Here is a 25,941-nt window from a genome sequence, read left to right on the forward strand (position 1 = left end):
GCGTGGATCTTGATGCCTTCTCCGCGGCGCACCGCGATCAGTGGGAACGTCTCGATGTGCTCGTGGGGCGCGGCCACCTCAGCGGGGCTGAGACTGATGAGCTCGTGGTTCTCTACCGCACCTGCGCCCGCCATCTGTCGCGGGTGCGTTCGGCCGCGCCGGATCCGCAGCTCATCGCCGAGCTGTCCTCCCGAGTTGCCGCGGCCCGCGGCCGCCTGACCGGAACGCGGGAGGTGAGGAGCCACTCGGTGCGCCGCTTCGTTCTCCAGTCCGTGCCCGCGGCCCTCTACCGCATCCGGTGGTGGACCTGCGGAGTCATGGTCGCCGAGATCGCCCTGGCGCTGGTGGTGGGGGTGTGGACCCTGCGCAGTCCTGAGGCCATGGCCGCCCTGGGCAGCCCCGAGAAGCTGGACGCCTACGCCCATGAGGCCTTCGAGTCCTACTACTCCACGTACTCCGCCCCCGACTTCGCCGCTGCGGTGTGGACGAATAACGCCCGTATCGCAGCGATCTGCGTAGCTGGAGGGATCACGGGGTTCCTGCCGTTGTACATGCTGTACCAGAACGCCGTCGCCGTGGGACAGGCCGGGGCGATCATGGCCGACCACAACATGCTCGGCGTGTTCCTCTCGCTCATCTCGCCTCACGGCCTGCTGGAGCTGACCTGCATCTTCATCGCCGGCGCGGCCGGACTCAAGATCTTCTGGACGATGCTGGTCCCCGGCCGGCGCAGCCGCGCCGCCGCGCTGGCCGCCGAGGGACGCGCTCTTATCACGGTGGCCGTGGGCCTGACGGCCGCCCTGGCTGTCGCCGGAGTCATTGAGGCCTTCGTGACTCCGGCCCCCATTGCCTGGCCGGTCAAGATCACCATCGGGGCCGGTGCACTGGCACTGCTGTGGGCCTACACCCTCATCCTGGGCCGCTCCGCCGTCGCCGCAGGAGCCACGGGCGACCTCGAGGAGGACGAAGCCGGTTACGTCCAGCCCGAGGCCGGCTGAGCAGGCTGTTGTCGCAATGCGCCTCATAGCCGCCCCGCCGCCTTGAGGTCCAGGTAGCAGTCGGCCAGTGCCGGAGCGAGCCCCTGGTCCGCAGCCTCCACGACCTCCACCCCACCGCGGCTCAGACGGCGGCGCACGGCGTGCATCTCCACCAGGTCCTTCTCCGCGGAGGCGGCCACGTACACGGAGTCGGTGTCGTCACGCGTCGACCTGAGCTCCTCCAGCTCGGGGTCCAGGGCCGAGCCGAGAACGACCGTGTGCTCCCGGGCCAGAGCCGCCAGCGTCCGAATCATCGTCGCGTCCCCGGCGCTGCCATCCAGGGCGGAGATGACCACCACCAGCGCACGCTGCGAGAGCGTGGTACGCACCAGGGAGGCCACGAGGGTCCAGTCGAGCTCGGTCAGGTGCGGCTCCACGTCGGTCAGGTGCTCGGCCAGTTCGGTCATGAGCACCGGTCCGGCGCTGCCCCGCACCTGTGCGCGCACGGCGTGGTCCATGGCCAGGACGTCGACCCGGTCGCCGGCGCGGGAGGCCAGGGCCGCCAGCAGCAGGGTGGCCTCGATCTGGGCGTCGAGCCTGGGGGCGTCTCCCAGCCGGGCGGCGGACAGGCGGCCCGAGTCGATGATGATGAGAACCCGGCGATCACGCTCCGGGCGCCAGGTGCGCACCAGCACCTCGCCCCGGCGGGCGGTGGAGCGCCAGTCGATGGAGCGCACGTCGTCTCCGACGACGTACTCGCGCAGGGAGTCGAACTCGGTCCCCTCCCCGCGCACCATGACGGCGCTGCGCCCGTCCATCTCCCGCAGCCGGGCCAGACGCGAGTGCAGGTGGCGACGTGAGCGGAAGGCCGGCAGGACCCGGACGGAGGCAGGAACATCCAATGACGCCTGCCGTCCCGCGATGCCCAGGGGACCCATCACCCTGACGGTCAACGGTCCCGCCTCGCGATCCCCCCGGCGTCGGGGCGTGAGCACCGTGGAATGACGACGGCGCTGGGCCGGTGGGAGCGTCATCGTCCCGCGCTCGTGGGTCGCTCCGGCGCTGGGGGGCCAGGCATCGCGCAGCAGGAGGCGGGCCGTGCGCCGACCGGTGTTGGTGAGCGTCAGTGTCGCGGTGATCGACTCGCCCAGCCGCACTCCGTGGCTCACGGAGCGCGAGGCTCGCAGCACCGTCGGCGAGGGCGCGCTCACCACATCGATCACGACGAGGACCATGACCACGCCGGCCCAGGCCAGTACGGTTGCCGGGCGCGGCGCGATGAGGACCAGGGCGATCCCCGCAAGCATCGCCCACACGGCGCGCATCGTCAGGAACATGCCACTCCTGTCGTGAGTCGGTCAGGTGATCGGTTCTGTGCTCGTGGTCGTCGGCCGACGCCTCAGCGGGGGACCGGAACGGTTCTCAGTACGGCCTCGATGATGGACTGAGGGGTGATGCCCTCCATCTCGGCCTCGGCGTGCAGCTTGATGCGATGGCGCAGAGCCGGCAGGGCCAGCGCCTTGATGTCATCGGGAGTGACGAAGGAGCGGCCGGCGAGCCAGGCCCAGGCCCGTGACGTGGCCAGGAGCGCCGTGGCCCCACGCGGTGAGACCCCCAGGGCCACCGAGGGCATGGAGCGGGTGGCGCGCACGAGATCCACCGCGTAGGCCAGCACCTCCGGCGTGACTCCGACGGTGCTCACCTGGGCGCGGGCCTGAGCCAGATCCTGGACCCCGGCGACAGCCCGTAGCCCCGCCGAGGGCAGGTCTCGCGGATCGAATCCCGAGGCGTGGCGGGAGAGCACCTCGATCTCCTGGGCCCGCTCGGGCAGGGGCAGGACCAGCTTGAGCAGGAAACGGTCCAGCTGGGCCTCCGGCAGCGGGTAGGTCCCCTCGTACTCCACCGGGTTCTGGGTGGCGATCACCATGAACGGATCCGGCAGGGCCCGGGGCTCGCCGTCGATGGAGACCTGGCGCTCCTCCATGGCCTCCAGCAGTGCCGACTGCGTCTTGGGCGGGGTGCGGTTGATCTCGTCGGCCAGCAGGAGGTTGGTGAAGACGGGGCCGGCCCGGAAGGAGAACTGGGCGCTGCGGGAGTCGTAGATGAGCGAGCCGGTGACGTCTCCGGGCATGAGGTCGGGGGTGAACTGGATGCGTTTGGTCTCCACGTCCAGCGCGGTGGCCAGCGACCGCACCAGGAGGGTCTTGGCCACGCCGGGGACGCCCTCGAGCAGGACGTGCCCGCCGGCGAGCAGGGCGATGACCAGCCCGGTCACAGCCGCCTCCTGGCCGACGACGGCCTTGCCCACCTCGCTGCGCACGGCCACCAGGCGCCTGCGCGGGTCGGAGCCGGCCTCCCCGTGGGGGGAGGGCGAGGAGACCTGGGGGGCGCTGTGGGTCCCCGAGGCGCCGGGGCCCTCAGGGGCCTGGGGGCGGGGGGCGCCGGTATCCGCGTCGCCTGCGACGCCCGGGGCGCGGGTGGGTTCGGTGCTGTCCGTGCTCATGTGGAGTGAACCTCGCTCTCGAGTTGGTCGAGCTGAACTGCCAGGGTGGCCAGGGCACTGTCGCTGGAGGGCGGTGAACCGTAGAGAAGAGAGTCCACCGTGCCCGGGGCGATGCCCGAGGCCAGGGAGACGGCGGCGATGACGTCGCGGCGCGAGGTCCCGGGGGGCAGACCCAGAGTGGCGCCCAGACGCAGCGCGGTACCCGAGCGTAGGGCCTGAGCCGCCCGGGGCCGGTCCGAGCCCTGGCGGTAGAGACGCCCGCGTGCCACCGTGGTCTCGGTGGAGCGCACGACGACGGGCAGATCCTCGCTCACGATGCCGCCGAAGCGACGCCCCTGGACGATTGCCAGCGCGCCGGCGATGACGAGGAGCTGGAAGATGAGGACCGGTAGCCAGGGGGGTGTGGAGGGGGAGTTCCACACGGAGGGCGCCTCCCTGTGCTGTCCATCCAGCCACAGCAGGCGGCTGTGATGACCCAGCGCGCGTACTCCCAGGGCCGCGTGCCCCTCCTGGGCCAGGTGCGCGTTGGTCACCAGTGCGGGATCGGGCAGGACCCGCAGCGTGGCACCGCTGGGCAGGGAGTCCGTGGCATAGGCGTAACGGTCCTCGCCCACCGGGAAGCAGCCGACGGCGTCGCCATCGCCCTGCAGGGACACGGAGGCGCGCGTGCCGGCAAGGCTCCGGGCGGCCTGGGCGTCGGCGTCGTCGCACTGCGGCGCCAGGGTGGCCGAAGCCGTCGCCGCGGTGCCCTTGGCGGTCATGCCCGTCAGTGCCTTGAGGGCGTCGCTGCCGCCGTTGGCGCCGATGACGACGACGTCTCCGCCCGCCTGGGCCAGGTCCTGTCTGTCCTGGTCGCTGAGCTGGTCGGCGTTGACCACGGCAACGGTCGCGCCCTGGCGGCTGGCGTCCACGGCCTCGGTGAGGCTGCCCGCCTTGCTCACGGAGATCCCCTCGTGGCGCAGCAGCTCGGCGAGCGCCATGGTTCCCCAGTCCTTGGGGTTGTCAATGGCCAGGGGCGTCGTGGAGGTGACGGTCCGGGTCCACACGGTCACCAGGACGGGGATGAGCATGAGGGCCACCGCGATGACACCAGGGCGCCACCGGCGCCAGCGCCGGGACCAGGACGGTGCCGTCCCCCGGGTCTCGGCGGCCTCGACCGGGGAGGGCGGGGGAGCGGAGGGCCGCGACGTCGTCGTGGAGGTGCTCATGCCTGCGTCCCCGGGTCCTGGGTCGAGGCGCCGACGAGGGCCTGTCCGACGGGGAGGGAGGCCGTGGCCATCTGATCGGCGAGCTCGCGCATCTGCTGGTCCTGGGCGCTGGTGGAGACGACCCGACCGTAGAGGACGGCGTCGAACAGGTGGGCGGCCTCGTACAGCGGGGACACGACCCGGTGCTCACCAAGGGCCCGCTGGGTGAGCGCGACCGCCTCCAGGGCCGTCATGCCCGGGTACTCGTCGATGATCCCGCGTTCGTCGAGGGAACGGATGATGGCGCGGAAGCGCTCGACGACGGCGGTGGCGAAGTCGGCCCGTGCAGCCGCCGCGTCCGCGGCCCGGGTCAGGGTGTCGGCATCGCGGTCGTCGGTGAGCACCGACAGCGAGGGCGGCGTCGCAACCCGGCGCGCCGAGGAGAACCTGGTCAGCAGGAGGATCAGCAGCGCGAGGCCGGCGGCGACGACGAGGACCACGATGAGTGTCGACACCCAGGGGGGAGCCCCGGGGACCAGGCCGTCGGCATCGAAGAGCCCCCGGAGCCAGCTCCAGAGCTGGTCCCACAGATCGCGATGATCGTGGTAGATCGGTCGGGAGAGCTCCCTGCCCGCGGCGCGCCGGGCCTCGTCGGCGTCGGGGGTCGCCGGGGCCTGCGCGCTGATCGTCCTGAGAGGTGTCACGGCCGGCTCATACCCCGGCGGCGTGACGCAGCTCGACGTCCAGGCCCTCGGAGCGCATCCGCAGGTCGGTGTACATGAGCGCGACCACGGCGGAGTCGAAGGGCAGGATCGCGGCCTGGATGAGGCTGTTGAGCAGCGTCGATACCACCAGGACCGCGATCGTGGTGTTCGGAGCGGCGTACACGATCCCCTGCGTGACGATGGACACGCCCTGGGACACTATCTGGGTGGCGACGAAGACGATGATGAAAGAAAGCAGGCGGATGCCGACGATCCGCCAGAAGTAGCCCCGGGTGAGGGTCCAGGAGCGGGAGATCCCCTCCAGGACGCCGATGTTCTCCAGGACCAGTGCCGCCGGTGCCAGGCACAGCTTGCACATCAGCGCGAAACTCGCCAGCACGAGCACAGCGATCACCGCCAGGACCGCCAGGATGGCGAGGATGATGGTCCCGGCGGAGTCCTCATCGGCCCCGTTGGCGATGATGCTGCCCAGGAGAGCCCAGCCGATGCCGACGGCGATCGCGGCGAAGACGGCGGTGATGACGCCGAGGATGAGCTCGATGAGGAGCGTCTGGCCGATGAGCGCCCACATTCGTGGCCGGGTGCGCCGCCACACGTCGCTCAGGGACGCCTTACGGCCCAGAATGGTGCGTGAGACGGTCACGATGAGCAGGCCGATGATGATCGAGGTCGCCAGCATGCTCAGCACGCTGGTCACGCCGAGCTGGACGAACAGGCCCACCAACGATGACCCGAGCTGGTCCAGGCGGGCCCTGGTCTCGGCCTCGGAGAGCTCAATCTTCCCGGACGCCAGGTTCGGCAGGTCGAGCCGGGACATGAACAGGGCGAGGCTGCCGGCGGACATGAGCCCCACGATGCTCATCACCACCAGCGAGGGCACGAACATGGCCTTGGGGTTGGCGCGCAGGGACTCGAAGGCTCCCCCGAGGATCTCCCCGATCGACAGCGGACGCAGCGGAATGATCGAGGGCTTGGGGGCCAGGACCGACGTGTAGCCGCCGTAACCCGGGTACCCATACCCGGGGGCGCCCGGAGCGCCGGGGCCTCCCGGGGCACCGGGATAAGGGGGGTTACCGGGACCTGAGGCGCCTGCGTAGCCCGGCTGGCCCACCGGTGGCGTGTGGTATCCGCCGTAGCCGGGGTACTGGGTTCCCGGTGCTGTGCCCGGTGCTGTGCCCGGTGCCGGGTAGGAGGGGGCTCCTGTGAAGGCGCCGGCGTCGGGGGCCTGCCACCCGTCCTGGTCGCCTCCGACGAAGCCGCCGCCGGGGGCGCCGGGAGCCTCGCGGCCCGGAACTTCGCTCGGACCGCTGCCGTCAGGGGGGAAGTCGGTACTCATAAGTCCATGCTGTCATGCCCGGCCGTCGTCTGGCCCTCCCCCTGAAGGAGGAATTCGTACCGCGGAGGCTCCGTGCGCGCCCTCAGGCCGGGTTCGGGGGCGCTTCGAAGATCACGGTTCGGCCGCAATATTCCCGGCTTCTGGGTGCGCTGACGCCGGTTTTTCCCGCAACTGAGGGGATTCTCTTAATTTCCTGGGGAAACTGTGGGCGCCACCTCGGTGGCCCGGATGTCCCTCGGGTCCTGGGGCTCATGCCAAGATACGGGCTATGAGCACGCGCATTCTGGTCGTCGACGACGATGCATCCCTGGCCGAGATGATCGGCATCATGCTGGAGTCGGAGAGCTACACGCCCACACTTTGTCATGACGGAGCCAAGGCCCTGGACGCCTTCCACGAGGTCACCCCCGATCTGGTCCTGCTCGACCTCATGCTTCCGGGGCTTGACGGCGTTGAGGTCTGCCGGCTCATCCGCTCCGAGTCCGACGTGCCGATCATCATGCTGACCGCGCGCACCGACACCCAGGACGTCGTCGCCGGTCTTGAGGCCGGTGCGGACGACTACGTGACCAAGCCCTTCAAGTCCAAGGAGCTGCTGGCCCGCGTCTCCACCCGTCTGCGTCGCACCAACCCCGGTGCGGCCGAGCACGTGCGTGCCGGGGACCTCGACATCGACGTCGCCGGCCACCAGGTCAAGCGCGGCGAGTCGGTCATCTCCCTGACGCCGCTGGAGTTCGAGCTGCTGGTGACCCTGGCCCGCTCACCGTGGAAGGTCTTCACCCGCGAGGAGCTCCTCAGTCAGGTGTGGGGCTACCAGCACCCGGCCGACACCCGTCTGGTCAATGTTCATGTTCAGCGCCTGCGGGCCAAGATCGAGAAGGACCCCGAGCGCCCCTCGATCGTGGTGACGGTGCGCGGTGTCGGCTACAGGGTCGGCGAATCCGCGTGAGCGACGGCGCATCGGGCGCCATACAATGAACCCGATGCGTAATTCAGGGGGCACGTCGATGGGCTCATCGGTGGGCACCGCGGAGGAGCGGCTGGTTCGGCGTCTGCCTCTGCCGGGACTGCTGCGCCGCAGCCTCGAGGTGCGCATGGTGTGCACCGCCACCGTGATCGGTCTGCTCCTCATCGTACTGCTGCTGACCTTCGTGACCGACCGCATCCGCTCCGAGGTGTTCGCCGATCAGCGTGACGTCATCCTCGCCGACGCCGCGCTGCGCGCCAGCGTCGCCCAGGCCGAGTTCGACTCGACTACGGCAGTCACCGTTGACGAAGTCTCGGCCGCGGCGGAGCAGCAGGTCAACGGTGCCAAGAACTCGATCTCCTCCTCCGGAGGGGTGGGGGTCCTCATGCTGCGCAACGAGGAGGAGACTTCCACGACGGTCGTCAACGACCTGGAGACCGACACCCGCCTGCGCTCCCTCATTACCCCTGAGATGTCCCAGGCCCTCGACAAGGGCGGGGCGCGCGCCCAGTACTGGCAGTCGGTGGCGGTTCCCAACGATGAGGGGGGCACCGACCCGGGGCTCATCGTAGGGACCCGGGTGAGTCTGCCCCTGGCCGGGGAGTACGACCTCTACCTCGTCTACAGCCTGGCCAGCGAGCAGCGCATCGTCTCCCTGGCCTCGCGCAACATCACCATCGGGGGGCTGGGCTTCCTGGCCATCCTCATCGTCGTGGTGTGGGCCTTCACCAGATGGGTGCTCAGCCCCGTGCGGCACACCGCCCGGGCCGCGGAACGGCTGGCCTCCGGGCTGCTGGCCGAGCGGTTGAGCATCGAGGGGGAGGACGAGATATCCACCCTGGCCAGGTCCTTCAACCACATGGCGACCTCGCTGGAGGACCAGATCGAGCGCCTGGAGTCCCTGTCCAAGGTGCAGCGCCTCTTCGTCTCCGACGTCTCCCACGAGCTGCGCACCCCGCTGGCCTCGATCCGCCTGGCCACTGAACAGATCCAGGACGCGCGAGAGGAGATCTCCGATCCCTTCGCCCTGCGCAGCATCCAGGTCCTGTCCAACTCAGTGGACCGCTTCGAGACCATGCTCACCGACCTGCTGGACATCTCCCGCATCGACTCCGGCAACGTCAAGCTTCGGCTGGAGGAGGTCGACCTCGCCCAGGTGGTCGACACCGTCATTGAGACCACCCAGTTCCACTTCGACGCCACCGGCACCGAGCTGCGCCTCCACCTTCCCGAGGAGCCGGCCACCGCGGAGATCGATGTCACCAGGGTCGAGCGCATCATCCGCAACCTCGTGGTCAACGCGCTCGAGCACGGCGAGGGCAAGCCGCTGGACGTCACCGTCGCCGTGGACGCCGACGCGGTGGCGGTGCGGGTGCGCGATCACGGCATCGGCATGAGCCCCGACGTCGTCACCAAGGTCTTCGACCGTTTCTACCGCGCCGACCCCTCGCGCAAGCGCAGCCTGGGAGGGACCGGCCTGGGACTGTCCATCGCCATGGAGGACGCCCGCCTGCACGGCGGTCGCCTGTCGGCATGGGGGTGGCCGGCCGACGGCTCCTCCTTCCTGCTGGTCCTGCCCCGCACCCAGGGGGCCGACGGCGGTCCCGGCCGGCTCAGCGGCCCCGGGCCCCTCGAGCTCGTCCCGCAGGACGCGCCCGCGGTGGCCCGCGCCGGCATCCCCATCGACGAGGAGTCCTCCTTCTCCCCGGTCGGCCCCCTGGGGCCTGCGCCCGCAACCCGCCGGGCGCGCCAGAGCGTCGTCCTGGGCGACATCCCCCTGGCCGGGGAGAGCCATGACGCGGTCACCGAGGACGTCGGCCGGGTCGTCGTCGTCCTTCCCGGTCAGGAGCCCGCCACCCGCACACCCGAGGAGACCGACGAAGATGGGTGGCGCCGATGACGCAGCCAATGAACCGTAACGCGCTCACCCAGAGGCGCAGGTCCGCCGAGCCCACCGAGCCCACCGACTCCGTCGGCCCCCTCGGGATGCCCCCGTCCCGCCTGTCGCGACGTGGTGCGCTGGGACTGCTCTCGGCCGCGGCCGCTGGCGTGCTGACCGGCTGCACGGCGCTTCCGAGCTCCAGCGGTGTCACCCGCTCCGGGGTGGCCGCCTCCGACACCAACGCCCTCATCGAGACCGCGCCCGGACCGAATGAGGGGGACTCGGCCGAGGACATCGTCAACGGTTTCCTGCGCGCCACCATCGCGGGGTTCTCCGACGACTTCGCCACCGCCAAGCAGTTCCTCAGCGATCACGCCGTCGCGCAGTGGAAGCCCCTGGAGACGGTGAGCGCCTACAGCGGGTCGACCGAGCCCCAGGTCTCGGTGGCGGCCAACGGCTCCTTCACGGTGACCTCCGGGCAGGTTGGGGTGCTGAGCTCCCTGGGCGTCTTCACCCCCGCCCCGGAGGGGAGCACCTATGCCGGCGAGTTCTCCCTGGCCACCAACTCCACCGGTCAGTGGCGCATCGTCGGCCTGCCCCAGGGCATCCTGCTGCCCTTCTCCCGACTCATGCAGAACTTCGCGGTCAGCTCCCTGGCCTTCCTGTCCCGGGACCGGTCCAGGTTCGTTCCCGAGCTGCGGTGGTACCCACGCAGTTCGCAGGCCGACTCCCTGGTCTCCGGACTGCTGGCCGGGCCCTCGGACTGGCTTGCGCAGGGGGCCTCCAGCCTCATCCCGCGCAACGCCGAGCGGGCGGGGCGGGGGGTCGTCGTCGAGGCGGGTACCGCCACCGTCCACCTGAGCGCGGACTCCGACCCCGCCTCGGAGGACACCCGTCGCCTCATGGTGGCCCAGATCGAGCAGAGCCTGGTGCAGATCAGCGGTATCGACCACGTGCGGGTGCTCGCCGGCACCGTCGACCTCGGCGCCCCCGCCCAGCTGACACCGATGGCCCCCGAGGTCGGAGGCATCGTGGGGATGTCGCAGGGCTCCGTCGTGCGCGGCACGGGGGCCAGGCGCATCACCCTGGCGAGCGACCGGGTCCTGGGGACCAGTGACGCCCGTAGCCCGAGCCTGGGGGCCGACGGGGCCGTCTACGCGTTGTCGGCCTCCAGCCTGCTGCGCCTGCCCCCGGGGCAGGAGTCCGCCAGCGTCATCCTCTCGGTGGGCGATCCCTCCGCGGGCGCCGGTGGGCTGGGGGCGCCGATGGGCGACCGGCACGGCTGGGCCTGGTTGCTGGCCGAGGGGCGTCTGACCGCCGTCAACGGCTCGGGGCAGCGCGCCACCCTGGAGTCCTCCTGGCTGCAGGACGGCGCGGTCACTGCCTTCGACCTGTCCGTGGAGTCCGAGCGGATCGCCGTGCGGCGAACCGACGGACGGGTCGCCGTCGCCATCATCATCAGGGACCAGGACGGCCGTCCCACCGGGCTGGGACCGGCCCTGGAGATGCCCCGCGCCAGTGGGGCGGGCACGAGCGGACTGTCCTGGTGCGCCCCCAACGCCGTGTGCGTCCTGGCCGCTGCCGGTACCGAGGGCGGGGGCGTGCCGGAGGTGCGTCTGGTCCAGGTCGGCGGGGCGGTCAACACCCTGGTCGGGGTGCGCGGGGCCCGCTCTGTCATCTCCGACCGCTCCGAGGAGTCCCTCCTCATCATCGACGAGGGCGGGCAGACCTGGCAGCGCCGTGGGGCGATGTGGCGGGTGCTCACCTCCGAGGTCACCGACCCCTCCTTCCCCCTGCCCTGACCGGCCTGTCCTGCGCCCGCTGCCAGGCTCGTGCCCCGATGACACCCCTGACACGCAGCTCCGGGTGCTCCCGGTCCCTCAAGACCGTGGAGCACCCGGATATCAGGGGCGGGCCCCGCGCCACGGGGTGACGGGGCTACAGCACCTGGGCGTCCAGGCGGATGACGCCGTAGGTCCACCCGTGACGGTGGTAGACGGCGCAGGGCTGCTTGGAGGACTTCTCGATGAACAGGTAGAAGGGGTGTCCCACGAGCTCCATCTGGTAGAGGGCCTCGTCAACGGTCATCGGTTTGGCCTCGTGCAGCTTCTGACGCACGACCACTGGGGAGTCGCCGAGCTGCGCCTCAACGGCGACACCCGGCTCGGTGGGTGCCGAGGGGGAGTCCTCGATCGGCGCGTCACCGGTGTCGGGGACGAGGGGCTCCTCCGCGCCGGGTGCTGCCTGGAGGTCCTCATTCGGTGCGGCCACGGTGTGCCGACGGTGGTGGTCCTTCTTACGGTCCCTGGCCCGGCGGAGGCGCTCGGTCAGCTTGCCCATGGCGATATCAAAAGCGGCGAAGCGGTCCGAGGAGGAGGCCTCCGCCCGGATGATCGGGCCCTTGGAGACGACGGTGATCTCCACTCTCTCGGCGGTGTCGGCCTGACGCGGGTTGCGCTCGTGGGTGACCTCCACCTCGACGCGCTGGACCCGGGGGTCGAACTGCTCAACCTTGACGGCCTTGTCCTCGACGTAGTCGCGCAGGCGAGAGCTGATCTCGGCGTTACGACCGACGACGGTGATATCCATGGTGGAACCTCTTTCTGGGCTCGTGGGCCGGCCCTGACGGGCCGTGTGCGACAAGTACCCGCCACGTCTCACGGCGGGTTCGGGACTGGTGTCATCACCTCCTGATCACCTCGTGAGGGCCCTCAGGCACCGAGACGGGAACCCGGTCGACTGTCCTTGTCGACGTCGGAAACCGCCTGTGCGTTGTGCCACATAAGGTACACCATGTGGGGCTGTTCACGCCTCCCTTTCGTGCGCGCCGCGCCTGGAAGAAGCCTCCTGATCGCCGCAGGCGGACAAACCCGGAGCTCTCGGATCACCTGTCGACGCGGATGCCGTGGCGTCCCGTGACCGGCGGGAGGGACCGGCCGGTACCGAGATGCGCGCATGCGCCGGAGGCGGGGCGGCACTGAGCGCCAGCGCACCCAGGACCCGCCCGCCGCCCGCCCGCAGGGCCCGAGCGCAGGCGCCCAGGGTGGCCCCGGTGGTCACGACGTCGTCGACCAGCAGGATCGGCAGGTCGGTGACGGCGGCCAGCAGGCGTGGGGCCTGGGCGCGGTTGCCCCGCCGCTGACGGGCGGATCGGCCCGCCTGGTGCGCCCCGCCGCCCCGACGGCGCAGCAGGTCCGTGCTCAGCACGAGCGCTGCGGGCACCTGCCCGGCCCACTGCGCGCAGATCCCCCGGGTGACGGCGTCGGCCAGGCGGGCCGCCACCAGACGGCCGCGCAGACGGCGCATGATCCCGGAGGGCGCCGGGACCACGAGCAGCACCCGCGCGCCCCGGGGAGAGCCGGTCCAGACCTCCGCGGGCGGGTGCGCCAGCGCCCACCGGCGCCCCAGGCGCCGACCGGAGCGGGTCATCACCTCCGACAGGTCCTCCCGGGCACCGTTCTTCCACCCCAGCACCATGGCGCGCACCGGGCCGGTGTAGGACGCCAGGGCCCAGATGTCCAGGTCACCTGCGGCGTCGGCGTGCTCCACGGCGAAGGGCTCGGCCTCGAACAGCTCCCGGCACCGCGGGCACAGCGTCGTCTCCCAGCGCCCGCAGCCCGCACAGCTGGCCGGCAGCCCCAGCGACAGGGTCGAGGAGAAATACTCCGACAGGCCCAGCGGTGGGCCAAGCGCGGTGGGACGGCGGGGCCCGCGACGATGGTGCTCCATGTCCTCACTGTGACGCAGACCGATCCTTCCCGCTCCGGGCGGCGCTCGCGGTCCACATGGCAACGGGACGGCCCTCGTCGTCGCCCCCTGTGGCCCCGCGCCCCGCCTGCGTCCTCGGTGGGAAGAATCTCGGTGCTGGAAAGACCGCCGCCCAGCGAGGTCCACTAGAGTACGGAGGCAGGTAGCCGGTGAGACCTGAGCCGATACCGAGCCGATCCTGAGTCGATTCCGAGTGGATTCCGAGTCGGCTGACTCGACCGATACGGCCTGCGTCTCATCGTCGCTCTTCGCAATCTGACGTCCCAAGGGAGAATGCAGCGTGTCGATCGTGGACCGGATCCTTCGCATTGGCGAGGGCCGCACCCTGAAGAAGCTTGATGCCATCGCCGACCAGGTGGAGGCTCTCGCCGACGAGTACAGCGAGCTCTCCGACGCCGAGCTGCGTGAGATGACCAATGATCTCAAGGAGCGTTACCAGGACGGCGGGGAGAGCCTCGACGACCTGCTTCCCGAGGCCTTCGCCACGGTCGTGGAGGCGGCCGACCGCGTCCTGGGCATGCGCCCCTACCACGTCCAGATCATGGGCGGGGCGGCCCTCCACCGCGGCAACATCGCCGAGATGAAGACCGGTGAGGGCAAGACCCTCGTGGCCACGATGCCCTCCTACCTGCGGGCCCTGACCGGCAAGGGCGTCCACGTCGTGACCGTCAACGACTACCTCGCCGAGTACCAGTCCGACCTCATGGGGCGCGTCCACCGCTTCCTGGGGCTGACCACCGGCTGCATCCTCGTGGGCCAGACGCCCGCTGAGCGCCGTGAGCAGTACGCCTGCGACATCACCTACGGCACCAACAACGAGTTCGGCTTCGACTACCTGCGCGACAACATGGCCCAGCGCCCCGAGGACCTGGTCCAGCGCGGTCACGCCTTCGTCATCGTTGACGAGGTCGACTCCATCCTCATCGACGAGGCCCGCACCCCGCTCATCATCTCCGGCCCGGCCAGCGGCGACGTCAACAAGTGGTACAAGGAGTTCGCCACGATCTCCGAGCGCCTGCGCGCGGGCAAGGACTATGAGGTCGACGAGAAGAAGCGCACCGTGGGCGTGCTCGCCGCCGGCATCGAGCGGGTGGAGGACTACCTCGGGGTGGACAACCTCTACGAATCGGAGAACACCCCCCTGATCGGATTCCTCAACAACGCCATCAAGGCCAAGGAGCTCTTCCACCGGGACAAGGACTACATCGTGCGCGACGGCGAGGTCCTCATCGTCGACGAGCACACCGGCCGCGTCCTGCCCGGCCGCCGCTACAACGAGGGCATGCACCAGGCCATCGAGGCCAAGGAGCGCGTGGAGATCAAGGCCGAGAACCAGACCCTGGCCACCATCACCCTCCAGAACTACTTCCGCCTCTACCCCGAGGGCTCGCGCTCGGGCATGACCGGTACCGCCGAGACCGAGGCCGCCGAGTTCGCCGGCACCTACAAGATCGGCGTCGTCCCGATCCCCACCAACAAGCCCATGATCCGTGAGGACCAGCCCGACCTCGTCTACACCACTGTCGAGGCCAAGCTCGACGCCGTCGTCGACGACATCGCCGAGCGTCACGAGCTCGGCCAACCGGTCCTGGTGGGCACCACCAGCGTGGAGAAGTCGGAGATCCTCTCCGAGCGTCTGCGCGAGCAGGGCATCCCTCACGAGGTCCTCAACGCCAAGCAGCACGCCCGCGAGGCCGCCGTCGTGGCCATGGCCGGGCGCAAGGGCGCCGTCACCGTGGCCACCAACATGGCCGGACGTGGAACCGACATCATGCTGGGCGGCAACGCCGAGCACATCGCGGTCACCGCCCTCAAGGAGGCCGGCCTGGACCCCGAGGAGAACGCCGAGGAGTACGAGAAGGCCTGGCCGCAGGCCCTTGCGGCCGCCAAGGAGGCCTGCCGGGCCGAGCACGACGAGGTCGTCGAGCTCGGCGGCCTCTACGTGCTGGGCACCGAACGCCACGAGTCGCGGCGCATCGACAACCAGCTGCGCGGCCGCTCCGGCCGTCAGGGGGACCCGGGCGAGTCCCGTTTCTACCTGTCCATGGAGGACGACCTCATGCGCATGTTCGCCTCCGGGCTCGCCCAGCGCATCATGTCCTCGGGCGCCTACCCCGACGACGTCCCCCTGGAGTCCAAGATGGTCACCCGCGGCATCGCCGGGGCCCAGCGGCAGGTGGAGTCGCGCAACTACGAAATCCGCAAGAACGTCCTCAAGTACGACGACGTCATGACCGAGCAGCGCGAGAAGGTCTACTCCGAGCGCCGTCGCGTTCTGGACGGCGAGGACCTCGAGCCCCAGATCGAGGCCTTCCGGGCCCAGGCCGTCACCTCCATCGTCGAGGCCGGCACGGCCGAGGGCCGCCCCGACGAGTGGGACCTGGACGCCCTGTGGGGCGAGCTCGGCAGCCTCTACCCGGTGGGCCTGACCCAGGACGAGATCGTCGAAGCGCTGGGCGGCAAGGACGCACTGACCTCGGAGCGCCTCATCGAGGAGCTCAGTGAGGACATCGCCGTGGCCTACGAGGATGCCGAGGCCCGCATCGAGGCCAACGCCCTGGCCCATGTCCAGCTCGGCGAGGAGCCCATGCGCACCCTGGAGCGCCGCATCCTGCTGGCCGTGGTGGACAAGCGTTGGCGGGAGCACCTCTACGAGATGGACTACCTCAAGGAGGGCATCGGTCTGCGGGCCATGGCCCAGCGCGACCCGCTCGTGGAGTACGCCAACGAGGGCGCCCGCATGTTCCGGGCGATGATGGAGGGGATCCGCGAGGAGACCGTCGAGCAGATCTTCGCCAACGTCGCCCGCTTCGACGCCGCCGCCCAGCGCGCCGCCGAGGACGGCACCGTCGAGGCCGCGCAGGCGGTCGCCAAGGCCAACGCCACGGCTGCGGCCGGTATCCGCGTGGGCCAGGCCGGCGGCCAGGGGCGCGGCACGGTTCTGGGGGACACCGGTCAGGCATCCATGGAGCAGCGGGTCACGTACTCCGGCCCCAGCGAGTCCGGCGAGGAGGAGACCGCGGGGGCCTCCTCGCGCAAGGCCTCTCGATCCGGCGCCGGCTCGGGCGGCAACCGGGCCGAGCGCCGTCGCTCTAAGAAGAAGCGCCGGCACTGAGACTCAGCGAGAGCTGGCGCAACTGTCGATGGATCCCGTCAGAACCCGGCGACCACGCCGGTTCCGGCGGGATCACGCCATCTCCAGGCCGGTGAGGATCCAGCGCTCGCGCAGCAGCTCCAGGCGGGCCGCAGCGGCCCGGACCCGATCGCCCTCCTCCAGCAGGACGGTGGCCTCGCAGGCCCCCGACATCGTCAGCTCGGTGCGCACGCTGCGGATGCGTGGCCGCCGCGGGCTCGTCTGGCGCCCCAGGATCCGGGCGGCCAGGCCCGCCCGGCGGGCAAGGGCCTCGAACAGGGAGGGGCTGGTCCAGCGGACCAGGTGGTCCACGGGGCGCAGCCCGGCCAGGACCTCGCTGGCGGCAGTCACCACGATCGCGGCCGTGCGTGAGGCGTCGGCTCCGGCGACGGGCCGTCGTGTCAGGGAGGCCTCCCGTGCGAGGGCTCCGGAGTCGTTCACGGGCTTGGAGGGTTTGTGCGGAACCGCACGAGTCGGCGTCGGGTGACTCGGTGAGGGCCGGCTGCGACGTTGAGCGCCGGTCTTGCGGCGTGCGGGGCGGATGGCTTGAGCGGTGGCGGTCGCGGTCATAGCGGGCTCCTGACAGTGGGCGGGGTGCCCGGCGGGCACGGAGTGTGAGGCGGGTCGGGGCGGCGTTCGATGTCGGCGGTGGAGGGCGTTGGTGCTGATGCGTGGCGGTTCATCGTGATGGCGCCTGGCCTCCTGTCGTCGTGCCCGGTGCGGGCAGGGAGTCCGGGATGCTCAGGACCGTGCCGGGCCGGATCAAGGACGGATCGGCGCCGATCACCCCTGAGTTGGCGCGATACAGGGCCGGCCAGGCCTGCGCGATCCGTGCGGGGCCGGAGCCGGCGGGCAGCAGACGGGCAGTGATCGACCACAGGCTCTCGCCGGGCGTGACAGTATGCGTGGGCCCCGACGGGGCCGGGGAGCCGGGGTCGGTGGAGGGCCGCGCCATCTGGCTGCTCGGCGGAGTCGAGTCCGCCGACCGGTTCGCGCCGTCCGAGTCTCCCGAACCGGTCGAAGTGCTCGAAGGGGACTGCTCGGGCTCCGACGGCGTCGAGGACTGTGACGGTGGTGAGGCGGGTGCTGAGCTGGTGGGGCGCCATCCCAGATCGTCCCCGCCGCCGGTCTCCTGGGCGGCCAGCGCGGGCGCCGAGGACAGGGAGACGAGTAGTGCGGAGGCGGTGATGCGTCTGACCACTGGCGCTCCCCAGGCCTGGAGGACTCTGGCTGCCAGCGCGGAGGCGCCGCCTGGGCGGAGGGGAGTGGTGCCGCGCGCGGTGGGAAGCGTCATGAGGGCCAGGAGGGCTGAGACCACGTGCCACAAGGCCCCCAGGGTCCCGCATGCGCAGGTCCCGGCGACGACGGCGTCCGACAGCTCGCTCAGCCCCCAGGACTGCGGCGGGACCTTCGCGAGCTGCTCCGCGGCGCCGTGGGCTGTGCGTCCCAGAAGGATCAGGACAGTCCCTGATACTCCGGCCAGGAGAACCAGCCGCTGACGAGCCCCCATGTCATCCTCCATCATCGATGATGTTGTTTGATGATGTTAGGTATACTCCAATAATGTGATGATGTCAATAGTGGCGATGTGGTATGTCGTGGCTTTGAGGTGTGGTAGTGGAAGGGTGCAGGCGGTGGTGGAGCGTGGACTGAGCCGCTCCGGAGTACTTTCCTCGGCGGGTGGACTGTGGTGAGGTGGGCTTATGGACTGGGACGTGATGATTGCCGACCTGGAGAGCAGCTTCGATGCTGAGCGCCGTGCGGACCTGGTGGCGCAGAGTGTCGAGCTCGCGGAGGCCGAGCACGCCTCCATCGAGGTCGTCGACCGTCTGCGAGGCTCGGTGGGCCGACTCATCCACCTGCGCACTCGCAGTGGTGTTCCCGTCGACGGCGTGGTCTGCCGGGCGGAGCCCTCCTACGTCCTCATCGATGAGGGGGAGGGGCTGCAGGCCGTTGTCCCGGCGGGTGCGGTGGCCACGGTGATGTCGCTGGCCGGTCCGGCGCCCCGGGACGGTCGACGCCGGCCCACGCTGACGGCTCTGATGCGTGAGGTCGCCCGGCGGGGAGCGCGGGTGCGTATGGTGATGGGCTCCGGAGAAGTGGTGGGGCGTCTGGTCCGGGTCGGGGCGGACCACGTTGATGTCGCCGTCGACCCTGAGGGCGGCATCCGCTCGCGTCGCGCTCCCGGGGCGGGCGGTGCGGGGGTCATCAGTGTCATGACCGCTGCCATCGAGGTGATGCGCAGTCGCTGACGTCGGCTGGTGGACGGGGAGGTTCAGGGCGCCTCGTCCTCGTTCCAGCCCGCCGCGACCATGGCCCTGGTTGAGGCGAGCTGGCGCTGGATGTAGTCCTCCAGGGCCTGGTCCTCGATGCGCCAGAGCTTGCGGGCGCCGACCTGAATAGCGGGGAGGTCGCCGGTGCGGATGAGGGCGCGCACGGCCTGGGCGGACAGCTGAAGCTGCTCGGCGACGTCGGCGATGGTCAGGAATCGTGTGCTCATACCACGATGATCCCACTGCTGGATCCTCTCCACAATTCTTAAAGGCACTTGTGGATAACCTTGAGGTACTATTTTATCCTAACGATGATTACAGGAGATCAAGGAGGATTCCCGTGATGTCATCTCGCCGCAGCCGATCCCTGACCGGTCCTGAGCGTCCCCGCGGTAGTCGTTGGCGCCGTCCTGCCTGGAAGGACCCGCGTATGGCCGGGGGAGTGGTCCTGGTGGCCGCGGCCGTGGCCCTGGGGGCCTGGGCGGTCGACGCGGCCGCTGACACCACTCGCGTCTACGTGCTCTCCCAGGACGTCGCTCCCGGGACGGACCTGACTGCCGACGGTGTCCTCACGGTGGTCGAGGCCCATCCCGGCACCGATGCCTACGTTGAGGCCGGGCACCTGCCGGACGGCGCCGTGTCCACACGCTCCATGCGCAAGGGGGAGCTGCTGGCCACGGCGGCCGTCAACAGCGGTCGGGAGCAGGGCCTGCGGCCGGTAGTCCTCAATGTCGCCTCCAACCTGCCGGCCTCGACCAAGGTCGGCGACTACGTCGATCTGTGGGTCGTGCCCAAGGAGGGCGTGGCGAGCCGGCCCACGGCCCAGGCCCCCGCCACCGCGCAGCCCGGACAGAACGGACAAGGCGCTCAAAGCGGTCCAGGCGACCAGTCGGGACAGGTCGAGGGGGCCGGAGCCCGCCGCGTGGCCACAGGGCTGGTCATTGCCTCGGTCGGTGAGACCAGTAAGGGGCTGATCTCCGGACCCGGCACCGGGGTGGAGGTCAAGGTTCCCGAGGCCTCCCTCGCTGCCGTTCTCAGCGCCGTCGGGCAGGAGGGGTCGCTCGTCCTGGTTCCCACCGGCCAGGAAGCGCCCGCGGAGAAGGCCTCGTGAGCGTCCCGGGGGCCGGAGTCCTCCTGGCTCTCAGCGGCGATGACGCCGACATCCTGCGGGCCTTGAGCCAATCGGGAAGCGGGCTGTGCGTCGTGCGCCGATGCGCCGACCTGCCCGAGCTGCTCTCAGCGGGGATGGCCGGACTGGCGAGCTTCGCCCTGCTGGACACCGGTTTTGACGAGATCGACCGCACCGTCCTGGATCGACTCGCGCGCGCCGGCCTGAGCGGGCTGCTCCTGGTGGAGACCCACGAGGAGGAGCGCTGGCGCAGTGCGGGATGGCCGGTTCTCAGGCGCGACACGGAGCCTGGTCGCATCTGCTCGGCGCTGCAGGACCTCGTGCGTCGTGGCGGATCCTCCGGCGCGGCGTCCACCGGGGCGGGGCCGGCCCGCGGCGCTGCAGGAGGCGCCGTCTCGCAGGCCGCGACCGGGCCGGCGGACGTAGGCGCCGACTGGTTGAGCGCCGCCACCCCCGCTTCGGTGGGCCCGAACGCCGCCGCCCAGGAGACCGCCTGGCTCGAAGAGCTGTGGCGCCAGTCGCCAGGCTCCCCCGAGGGTGGAACGGCGTTCTCGCAGCCGCCCCCGACCGCCAACGAGACCGGAGACGCGGAGAACTCGGGACAGAGCCTGCGGCAGGACCGGGAGCCGGCCGCCGCGGATATGCCGGGGCCCGCGTTTCCGGTTGTGACGAGCCCAGCGGGCAACGAGTGTGACGGGAGGATCGTCCTGGTGTGGGGGCCTCACGGCGCTCCCGGACGCTCGACGGTCGCCGCCTCCCTCGCCCACGGCCTGGCCGCCTGCGGAGGTGCGATCCTTGTGGACGCCGACGTCGAGGCTCCCAGCCTCGTTCAGCTCCTCGGCATGCCGGAGGACTCCTCGGCCCTGGCCGGGGCGGCCCGCCTGGCCACCCATGGCCGGCTTGACGCCGAGAGCTTTCGACGGGTCCTGGCGCCGGTGGGCGGTGGGCTCTTCCTGCTGGGCGGCCTGGGGAGGTCCGGGCGCTGGCGTGAACTGCCACCGGCCTCGATGACCGAGGTGTGGGCGCAGTGCCGTCGGGCCGTGGCCTGGACCGTCGTCGACGTCGCCGGCGGGCCCGCCGATGACGACGTCGACGACTTCACCCTCGAGCCCGGGCGCGGGGCCGTGACCGCCGACCTGGTGTCGCACGCCGACGTCATCCTGGTTGTCGGCGGGGCCGACCCCGTCGGGGTGCGCCGCCTGCTCCAGCTCCTCGATGAGATGGGGGCCTCCATGAACCCTGCCGGCCGGGTCGAGGTCGTCATCAACCGGGTGCGGGCCTCGGCCGCAGGACCCTCTCCCCAGCAGGCTCTGCGAGAAGCGCTGGCGCGTTTCGGTGGACTGGAGGACATCGTGCTCCTGCCCGACGACGCGGCAACGGCCGATGCCTGCCTGCTCCGGGGCTGTACTGTCCTGGAGCAGGCGCCCGCCAGCGCACTGGGCAAGGCCCTGAGCGCGCTGGTCGACCGTATCGATCCGCAGGTCGCAGCGGCTCGTAGGGCCACCTCCCCGCGTCGTTCCCTGCTGCGGCGCTCCAAGAGGCGCAAAGGGCGGCGGGACCGCAGGGACTCCGCGGCTCAGGCCGCAGCCGCCGGAGGCAGGAGTCGTTCGAGCGCGCGCGGCGCAGGTGCGGGGCGCCGCCGCAGAGGTGGGGGCGAGGGACAGACCGTCGGTGAGCGACCGCCGGCTCCCCAGGTGCCCAGCGGACTCACCCAGGCCCCGCCGCAGACCTCTGCGGGCCTGCCGCCATCGATCCAGCCAGTGAATCAGCCAGTGAATCAGCCGGTGAATCAGCCGGCGAACCAGCCCCAGGGGCGGCCGCTGGAACCGCCTCCGGGCAGCCCACCGGCTCAGTTGCCGCTACCGGAGCAAGGGCCGGTTCCCGGCTCGCCGCACTGGTCCTCGGTGGCGCCGTGGCCCAGTGCGGGGACAGCGCCGGACGCAGGGGCGCTCCCGGGGGCGGTTCCAGGACCACAGGCCGGCCGTGACCCGGGTGGGGATGATCATCGGGGCTCGAGCGGCCCTCCGTCGGTGCCGCCGGGAACCGGGCGACACCGCTACTGAGACCCGGCGCGCGCGAGCGGTGCCGGGCGCGGACTCCGCGCGCTTCGTGGGAGGGCGACTGTGGTGGTAGGGCAGACTGGGGGCATGCGCATCTACCTGCCCGCCACCGCCGCCCACCTGCGCGCAAGTGTCCTGGGCTCCTCGCACCAGCCGCTCACGGCTCACGCCGCCACCCCCGCTCTCGCCCGCGCCCTGCCGGAGGAGGACGAGGAGGGTCTGGAGGTCTCCGCCTCACTGTGTGCCGCCGACGCCTCCGTCCTCCTGCTGGCCGAGCCCGAGGCTGCGGGGCTGGCCGACCGGCGCATCGTCATCGCGGCCGACGTCGAGGTCGAGAACGTGCGCGAGCTTCCCGTGGAAGGCGACGTCCTGCCCGGCACGATCGAGGTCACCGGCGAGATCACCTGGGAGGACGTGGCCGCTCTGCTCGTGGATGAGCCCGAGGCGGAGGCCGATGTGCGAGCCGCCCGGTTCGGCGACGAGGACGCCTTCGAGCGTGCCGCCGAGGCCGACCTGCTCTGGTACGACGTCACGGAGCGAGAGGCGCTGGCCGAGAGCCTCGGTGTCTGACGCAGCCGGGGTCGCTTCTGACGAGCATTCGCGGTGACGTGACCAGTTCCACGACCTGCTGCCTTGCGCAGCGCAGCCCGCTGCCGGGTATGGTGCTTTCTGCCAAAGACCGCAGGTCGCCCGCTTCGGCGGGACCAAGTCCACGCCAGGTGGGGCCGGCGCAGGTGAGAACGAGACTTCTTCGGGCGTGCCCGAGACCGAGCCCCGTGCCCACCGGCGCGGGGCTTTTCCAGTGAATGGACCCCTGCGGCATACCACGGAAGGAGGGCCCATGGCACGGCCTGACAAGGAAGCAGCCGTTGCTGCGCTGGCGGACAAGTTCCGCCAGGCTGACGCGGTCCTGCTGACTGAGTACCGGGGACTGAGCGTCGCCCAGCTCAAGGAGCTGCGTCGTTCCCTCGCCGGTAACGCCGAGTACACCGTGGTGAAGAACACGCTTGCTGCGATCGCTGCCCGCCAGGTCGGGCTCGAGAGCTTCGCCGACGACCTCACGGGCCCCTCCGCCCTGACGTTCGTCACCGGTGAGCCGGTCGAGGCCGCCAAGGCTCTGCGTGACTTCGCCAAGGACAACCAGCAGCTCGTCATCAAGGGCGGTGTCATGGACGGCGCCGTGCTGTCCGCCGACGGCGTTGACAAGCTTGCCTCTCTCGAGTCCCGCGAGGTGCTGCTCGCCAAGACCGCGGGCGCCATCAAGGTGTCCCTGTCCAAGGCTGCGTACCTCTTCGCCGCACCGGCCTCCAAGGCCGTGCGCACCGTCGACGCCCTGCGCGAGAAGCAGGAGACCGCGGCCTGAGGCCGCACGCGTCATCCACCAACCCTGCGCGCGCAGGAACCTGATAAGGAAGGAACGCCCATCATGGCGAAGCTGACCACCGAAGAGCTCATCGAGCAGTTCAAGGAGCTCACCCTCATCGAGCTGTCCGAGTTCGTCAAGGCCTTCGAGGAGACCTTCGACGTTACCGCCGCCGCCCCGGCCGCCGTGGCCGTGGCCGCCGCCCCCGGCGCCGCCGGTGGCGACGCCGCTGCCGAGGAGAAGGACGAGTTCGACGTCATTCTCGAGGCCGCCGGCGACAAGAAGATCCAGGTCATCAAGGAGGTGCGCGCCCTGACCTCCCTCGGCCTGAAGGAGGCCAAGGAGCTCGTCGACGGCGCTCCCAAGCCCGTCCTCGAGGGCGCCAACAAGGAGGCCGCCGAGAAGGCCAAGGAGCAGCTCGAGGGCGCCGGCGCCACCGTCACCCTCAAGTGAGTCTCTCCCCGCTGCCTGACGCGGCCTGAGGACCGCCGGCGGCTGGGGGGCGCAGCATCACCGGGTCCCGTCCACCATGAGGTGGGCGGGACCCGGTCGCGTTCCGGGGAGCCCCGGCGCTGCCCGGCGTCGGCACGCTTCGACGGCGTCGGGCTCGGGCCGGGGCCGGCCGGTGGGGCTCGGGGACGTACATGTGCGTCGAGGACTGCGATATCCCGCAGATGACTGAGCTCCGCCCCCAGTGATTTGGGGGAGAACGCAGTCGCCGAGCCGGAAGTACGTCCTCGACATCGGTGGATGCGGTCGATGAGCCAGGAGGCGACGTCGGGAGCAGTGACCTCACGGGACCAGCACTCCAGGCGGACGCTCACCCCACAGTCCGCCACCTTGAAGCCCGGCTACCGGCGAGAGGCGGGAGACCACCTCCAGGGGGAACATCGACAGCAACCGGTCCGCCTGGGTGCGCATGTCGCTGAGCGAGGGCCACGTCGCCCGGAAGAACCTCCACCCCAGCGACTCGAGCTCGTCCTGGCGGAGCTTCTCGAGGAAGACGTCCTCCTCGGTGTGGTACTTGGTCCGGCCGTCGAACTCCGCGACGACATGGTGATCGGGCCAGCCCAGGTCCAGGAACCGGTCCTTGGACAGCCCCGGAACCGGGTACTGAGCAATGGCCTCGGGCAGCCCCACCACGAGCGTCATCCACCGCAGCACGCTCTCCCCGGGCGAAACCGCCCAAGGAGTGGCAGCGGCGAGTACCGCACGTGCCTGCTCCATCCCTCTGCGCCCCCGATGACGTGCCATGAGCTCCTCCCAGCAGGCGTGAGCCGAGCGCAGCCGCGTGGCGCAGGAGTCACGGTGCCACGGATCAGGTCGGCAGTATCGGTTCAGGGCCGCATCTGCGATGGACAGCGCGTTGTGCGGGGGCTCGTCGCAGGCGCAGTCGAAGGCGGTGCGCAGCACGGACGTGACGGGAACTCCTCCGACCACCTCGATCTCCCCGTCCCGCAGCTGAAGCCGGCGACGGTGCATTCGGACCGGAGCGGCCTCGGAGGGCGTCGCCTCGATGGGGGCCGGTAGCCCCGATGATGGGTACCGGAACGCGGGCAGTGTCGTCGTGGTCAGGCGCGGGTGACCGGAGACGGCGAGGTAGACGTCCGGCTCTCGTGTCCACATCGCCAGCCCCTGAATCAGGGCGGCAGATGTGTGAGACAGGCAGGTGGCGGAGGGCAGGAGCTGTTGGGCGGCGATCGCTCGCGCCAAAGACACCATGAACCGCTGCTCCCAGCGTCGTCTGCCCGGGACTGGGCGCAGGTAGGCGCCCGGCATGAGTCGTAGCAGATCAGGGTCGCGTGATGGCTGGAAGTGCTTGCGGCGGCCCGAGTAGATGATGGTCGGTCGAAGGTGCGCCGGGACCGGGCAGATCGGAGCAGGGCGACTGTCGGTGGTTGCGAGGGGGCTCATGCAGCGAGTCTTCTCAAGAGGAACGGGTCGTGACGAGCGCAGAGCTCCAAGGGTGTGGAATCGGTGGTGTCTGACTGCCGGAGGACTTCGCTGTGGATCCCGGGGTGGCCGCTGATCTTCGGAGTCCTGGTCGAAGGGGCGGGGTCGATGTGCTCGTCGCGACGGCGTCGGGCTGGCGACGGTGGGTGTGCCGGTGGGATCGGAGGGTGTGCCGGTGGGCTGGCGGGGCGGTGGGGATCGGGGACGTACATGTGCGTCGAGGACTGCGATGTCCTGCAGGTGACTGAGGTCCGTCCCCAGTGGTTTGGGGGAGAACGCAGTCGCCGCGCCGAAAGTACGTCCCCGACGTCGGCAACGGTGTCGGTCGGGGGAACGGGGCCGGACAGGGACGTGCAGGCGTTGTTGTGGCTGGCTGCGCAGGGGCGGTAAGGAGCGGGCGCAAGGCGGCCCGGCAGCCGCTCAGAGGATGGTGCCCGCTGAGGGACTCAGGTCACGCGGTGGACACGGGTGGGGCAGTATGCGCGACTGTGGTGGGAATCGCAAGGATCCGGTGAGGATCGGCGTGGAGTCCTTGACGTGGGCCGTGTACGCTAGCGCTTTGCGTGCATTGTGTGTATTGGTGCGAGGAGTATCTGCCCTCCGCGCGGGCCCCGACCCGTCGGAACCCTGGCGGGCGTGAGCCCGGCAACGCAGATTCTACTCAACCCAGTGCTCGCGGTGTGCG

22 protein-coding genes are annotated in these 25,941 nt (G+C 70.7%); 11 read left to right on the forward strand and 11 right to left on the reverse strand.

The window, feature by feature from the left end; translation table 11 throughout:
• The first annotated feature begins 2 nt into the window (after positions 1 to 2).
• Positions 3 to 998, forward strand: coding sequence for a stage II sporulation protein M (locus BKH20_RS01050; RefSeq protein WP_075389591.1), 996 nt, complete (start codon positions 3 to 5; stop codon positions 996 to 998).
• A 23-nt stretch (positions 999 to 1,021) separates the two neighbouring features.
• On the opposite strand, the gene BKH20_RS01055 is transcribed toward BKH20_RS01050, so the two are convergent.
• The 5 genes from BKH20_RS01055 to BKH20_RS01075 all read right to left on the reverse strand — a co-directional run bounded on the left by BKH20_RS01055 (position 1,022) and on the right by BKH20_RS01075 (position 6,728).
• Entirely contained in the window at positions 1,022 to 2,314 is a 1,293-nt protein-coding gene (locus tag BKH20_RS01055; protein ID WP_075389592.1) for a DUF58 domain-containing protein, read from the reverse strand.
• A gap of 62 nt (positions 2,315 to 2,376) precedes the next feature.
• A complete protein-coding gene (locus BKH20_RS01060) occupies positions 2,377 to 3,480 on the reverse strand; it encodes an AAA family ATPase (protein WP_075389593.1) in 1,104 nt (367 codons plus the stop codon).
• Entirely contained in the window at positions 3,477 to 4,688 is a 1,212-nt protein-coding gene (locus tag BKH20_RS01065; RefSeq protein WP_075389594.1) for a DUF4350 domain-containing protein, read from the reverse strand. The genes BKH20_RS01060 and BKH20_RS01065 overlap by 4 nt, the downstream gene beginning before the upstream one ends.
• A complete protein-coding gene (locus BKH20_RS01070; RefSeq protein WP_075389595.1) occupies positions 4,685 to 5,371 on the reverse strand; it encodes a DUF4129 domain-containing protein in 687 nt (228 codons plus the stop codon). Before BKH20_RS01070 ends, BKH20_RS01065 begins: the two co-directional genes overlap by 4 nt.
• Before the next feature lie 7 nt (positions 5,372 to 5,378).
• Positions 5,379 to 6,728 carry a hypothetical protein gene (locus tag BKH20_RS01075; RefSeq protein ID WP_075389596.1) on the reverse strand — a complete coding sequence of 450 codons (1,350 nt, stop codon included), beginning with the start codon at positions 6,726 to 6,728 and terminating at the stop codon, positions 5,379 to 5,381.
• Positions 6,729 to 6,996: 268 nt separating this feature from the next.
• Here BKH20_RS01075 and mtrA point away from each other — a divergent pair, with 268 nt between their 5' ends.
• From mtrA to BKH20_RS01090, 3 genes are read left to right on the forward strand one after another with little or no spacing between them, the layout of a single operon-like run.
• Positions 6,997 to 7,677 (forward strand): MtrAB system response regulator MtrA, encoded by a 681-nt coding sequence (gene mtrA, locus BKH20_RS01080; RefSeq protein WP_075389597.1) that lies wholly within the window; start codon positions 6,997 to 6,999, stop codon positions 7,675 to 7,677.
• Between the two features lie 34 nt (positions 7,678 to 7,711).
• The gene (gene mtrB, locus BKH20_RS01085) at positions 7,712 to 9,595 is read left to right on the forward strand and encodes an MtrAB system histidine kinase MtrB (RefSeq protein ID WP_070660242.1); all 1,884 of its coding nucleotides are present in this window, start codon (positions 7,712 to 7,714) and stop codon (positions 9,593 to 9,595) included.
• Between the two features lie 8 nt (positions 9,596 to 9,603).
• On the forward strand, positions 9,604 to 11,379 hold the full coding sequence (locus BKH20_RS01090) for a GerMN domain-containing protein (RefSeq protein WP_256692962.1): 1,776 nt from the start codon (positions 9,604 to 9,606) through the stop codon (positions 11,377 to 11,379).
• A gap of 136 nt (positions 11,380 to 11,515) precedes the next feature.
• Here the strand turns inward: BKH20_RS01090 and hpf are convergent, their stop codons facing one another.
• Both hpf and BKH20_RS01100 read right to left on the reverse strand, forming a co-directional pair.
• Positions 11,516 to 12,166: a ribosome hibernation-promoting factor, HPF/YfiA family gene (gene hpf / locus BKH20_RS01095; RefSeq protein ID WP_075373223.1), complete on the reverse strand. Its 651-nt coding sequence runs from the start codon at positions 12,164 to 12,166 to the stop codon at positions 11,516 to 11,518.
• 216 nt (positions 12,167 to 12,382) lie between these two features.
• Positions 12,383 to 13,306: a ComF family protein gene (locus tag BKH20_RS01100; protein WP_075389598.1), complete on the reverse strand. Its 924-nt coding sequence runs from the start codon at positions 13,304 to 13,306 to the stop codon at positions 12,383 to 12,385.
• A 319-nt stretch (positions 13,307 to 13,625) separates the two neighbouring features.
• On the opposite strand from BKH20_RS01100, the gene secA reads away from it, so the two are divergent.
• The gene (secA, locus tag BKH20_RS01105; protein WP_075389599.1) at positions 13,626 to 16,460 is read left to right on the forward strand and encodes a preprotein translocase subunit SecA; all 2,835 of its coding nucleotides are present in this window, start codon (positions 13,626 to 13,628) and stop codon (positions 16,458 to 16,460) included.
• A gap of 72 nt (positions 16,461 to 16,532) precedes the next feature.
• Here the strand turns inward: secA and BKH20_RS01110 are convergent, their stop codons facing one another.
• Together BKH20_RS01110 and BKH20_RS01115 are read right to left on the reverse strand one after the other, a co-directional pair.
• A complete protein-coding gene (locus tag BKH20_RS01110) occupies positions 16,533 to 17,048 on the reverse strand; it encodes an Rv3235 family protein (protein ID WP_075389600.1) in 516 nt (171 codons plus the stop codon).
• Between the two features lie 109 nt (positions 17,049 to 17,157).
• The gene (locus BKH20_RS01115) at positions 17,158 to 17,988 is read right to left on the reverse strand and encodes a LysM peptidoglycan-binding domain-containing protein (protein WP_343283741.1); all 831 of its coding nucleotides are present in this window, start codon (positions 17,986 to 17,988) and stop codon (positions 17,158 to 17,160) included.
• Positions 17,989 to 18,181: 193 nt separating this feature from the next.
• Here BKH20_RS01115 and BKH20_RS01120 point away from each other — a divergent pair, with 193 nt between their 5' ends.
• The gene (locus BKH20_RS01120; protein WP_075389601.1) at positions 18,182 to 18,730 is read left to right on the forward strand and encodes a Fis family transcriptional regulator; all 549 of its coding nucleotides are present in this window, start codon (positions 18,182 to 18,184) and stop codon (positions 18,728 to 18,730) included.
• Positions 18,731 to 18,753: 23 nt separating this feature from the next.
• On the opposite strand, the gene BKH20_RS01125 is transcribed toward BKH20_RS01120, so the two are convergent.
• Complete coding sequence (locus tag BKH20_RS01125) at positions 18,754 to 18,978, reverse strand: helix-turn-helix domain-containing protein (protein WP_070660218.1); 225 nt, start codon at positions 18,976 to 18,978, stop codon at positions 18,754 to 18,756.
• Positions 18,979 to 19,181: 203 nt separating this feature from the next.
• Here BKH20_RS01125 and BKH20_RS01130 point away from each other — a divergent pair, with 203 nt between their 5' ends.
• The 5 genes from BKH20_RS01130 to rplL all read left to right on the forward strand — a co-directional run bounded on the left by BKH20_RS01130 (position 19,182) and on the right by rplL (position 23,756).
• The gene (locus BKH20_RS01130; RefSeq protein ID WP_075389602.1) at positions 19,182 to 19,862 is read left to right on the forward strand and encodes a hypothetical protein; all 681 of its coding nucleotides are present in this window, start codon (positions 19,182 to 19,184) and stop codon (positions 19,860 to 19,862) included.
• Positions 19,859 to 21,943, forward strand: coding sequence for an AAA family ATPase (locus BKH20_RS01135; protein WP_075389603.1), 2,085 nt, complete (start codon positions 19,859 to 19,861; stop codon positions 21,941 to 21,943). The genes BKH20_RS01130 and BKH20_RS01135 overlap by 4 nt, the downstream gene beginning before the upstream one ends.
• Positions 21,944 to 22,027: 84 nt before the next feature.
• Positions 22,028 to 22,510 carry a DUF6912 family protein gene (locus BKH20_RS01140; RefSeq protein WP_075389604.1) on the forward strand — a complete coding sequence of 161 codons (483 nt, stop codon included), beginning with the start codon at positions 22,028 to 22,030 and terminating at the stop codon, positions 22,508 to 22,510.
• A 271-nt stretch (positions 22,511 to 22,781) separates the two neighbouring features.
• Positions 22,782 to 23,303: a 50S ribosomal protein L10 gene (gene rplJ, locus BKH20_RS01145; RefSeq protein WP_075389605.1), complete on the forward strand. Its 522-nt coding sequence runs from the start codon at positions 22,782 to 22,784 to the stop codon at positions 23,301 to 23,303.
• Between the two features lie 63 nt (positions 23,304 to 23,366).
• Positions 23,367 to 23,756 (forward strand): 50S ribosomal protein L7/L12, encoded by a 390-nt coding sequence (gene rplL / locus BKH20_RS01150; protein WP_009747839.1) that lies wholly within the window; start codon positions 23,367 to 23,369, stop codon positions 23,754 to 23,756.
• A gap of 339 nt (positions 23,757 to 24,095) precedes the next feature.
• Here the strand turns inward: rplL and BKH20_RS01155 are convergent, their stop codons facing one another.
• The gene (locus BKH20_RS01155; protein ID WP_075389606.1) at positions 24,096 to 25,217 is read right to left on the reverse strand and encodes a hypothetical protein; all 1,122 of its coding nucleotides are present in this window, start codon (positions 25,215 to 25,217) and stop codon (positions 24,096 to 24,098) included.
• Positions 25,218 to 25,941 lie beyond the last annotated feature (724 nt).

Source organism: Actinomyces oris (assembly GCF_001937445.1).
Lineage (GTDB): Bacteria > Actinomycetota > Actinomycetes > Actinomycetales > Actinomycetaceae > Actinomyces > Actinomyces acetigenes.

Excerpts from the sequence above, each read along its gene's own strand:
- BKH20_RS01065 (WP_075389594.1), bottom strand. The coding sequence starts at position 4,688 with ATGAGCACCTCCACGACGACGTCGCGGCCCTCCGCTCCCCCGCCCTCC.
- BKH20_RS01130 (WP_075389602.1), top strand. The coding sequence starts at position 19,182 with ATGGCCGGGGGAGTGGTCCTGGTGGCCGCGGCCGTGGCCCTGGGGGCC.
- BKH20_RS01075 (WP_075389596.1), bottom strand. The coding sequence starts at position 6,728 with ATGAGTACCGACTTCCCCCCTGACGGCAGCGGTCCGAGCGAAGTTCCG.
- BKH20_RS01125 (WP_070660218.1), bottom strand. The coding sequence starts at position 18,978 with ATGAGCACACGATTCCTGACCATCGCCGACGTCGCCGAGCAGCTTCAG.
- BKH20_RS01090 (WP_256692962.1), top strand. The coding sequence starts at position 9,604 with ATGAACCGTAACGCGCTCACCCAGAGGCGCAGGTCCGCCGAGCCCACC.
- mtrA (WP_075389597.1), top strand. The coding sequence starts at position 6,997 with ATGAGCACGCGCATTCTGGTCGTCGACGACGATGCATCCCTGGCCGAG.
- BKH20_RS01140 (WP_075389604.1), top strand. The coding sequence starts at position 22,028 with ATGCGCATCTACCTGCCCGCCACCGCCGCCCACCTGCGCGCAAGTGTC.
- BKH20_RS01055 (WP_075389592.1), bottom strand. The coding sequence starts at position 2,314 with ATGTTCCTGACGATGCGCGCCGTGTGGGCGATGCTTGCGGGGATCGCC.
- BKH20_RS01120 (WP_075389601.1), top strand. The coding sequence starts at position 18,182 with ATGGACTGGGACGTGATGATTGCCGACCTGGAGAGCAGCTTCGATGCT.
- BKH20_RS01060 (WP_075389593.1), bottom strand. The coding sequence starts at position 3,480 with ATGAGCACGGACAGCACCGAACCCACCCGCGCCCCGGGCGTCGCAGGC.
- BKH20_RS01110 (WP_075389600.1), bottom strand. The coding sequence starts at position 17,048 with ATGACCGCGACCGCCACCGCTCAAGCCATCCGCCCCGCACGCCGCAAG.
- rplL (WP_009747839.1), top strand. The coding sequence starts at position 23,367 with ATGGCGAAGCTGACCACCGAAGAGCTCATCGAGCAGTTCAAGGAGCTC.
- BKH20_RS01100 (WP_075389598.1), bottom strand. The coding sequence starts at position 13,306 with ATGGAGCACCATCGTCGCGGGCCCCGCCGTCCCACCGCGCTTGGCCCA.
- hpf (WP_075373223.1), bottom strand. The coding sequence starts at position 12,166 with ATGGATATCACCGTCGTCGGTCGTAACGCCGAGATCAGCTCTCGCCTG.
- rplJ (WP_075389605.1), top strand. The coding sequence starts at position 22,782 with ATGGCACGGCCTGACAAGGAAGCAGCCGTTGCTGCGCTGGCGGACAAG.
- BKH20_RS01115 (WP_343283741.1), bottom strand. The coding sequence starts at position 17,988 with ATGGGGGCTCGTCAGCGGCTGGTTCTCCTGGCCGGAGTATCAGGGACT.
- BKH20_RS01155 (WP_075389606.1), bottom strand. The coding sequence starts at position 25,217 with ATGAGCCCCCTCGCAACCACCGACAGTCGCCCTGCTCCGATCTGCCCG.
- mtrB (WP_070660242.1), top strand. The coding sequence starts at position 7,712 with ATGCGTAATTCAGGGGGCACGTCGATGGGCTCATCGGTGGGCACCGCG.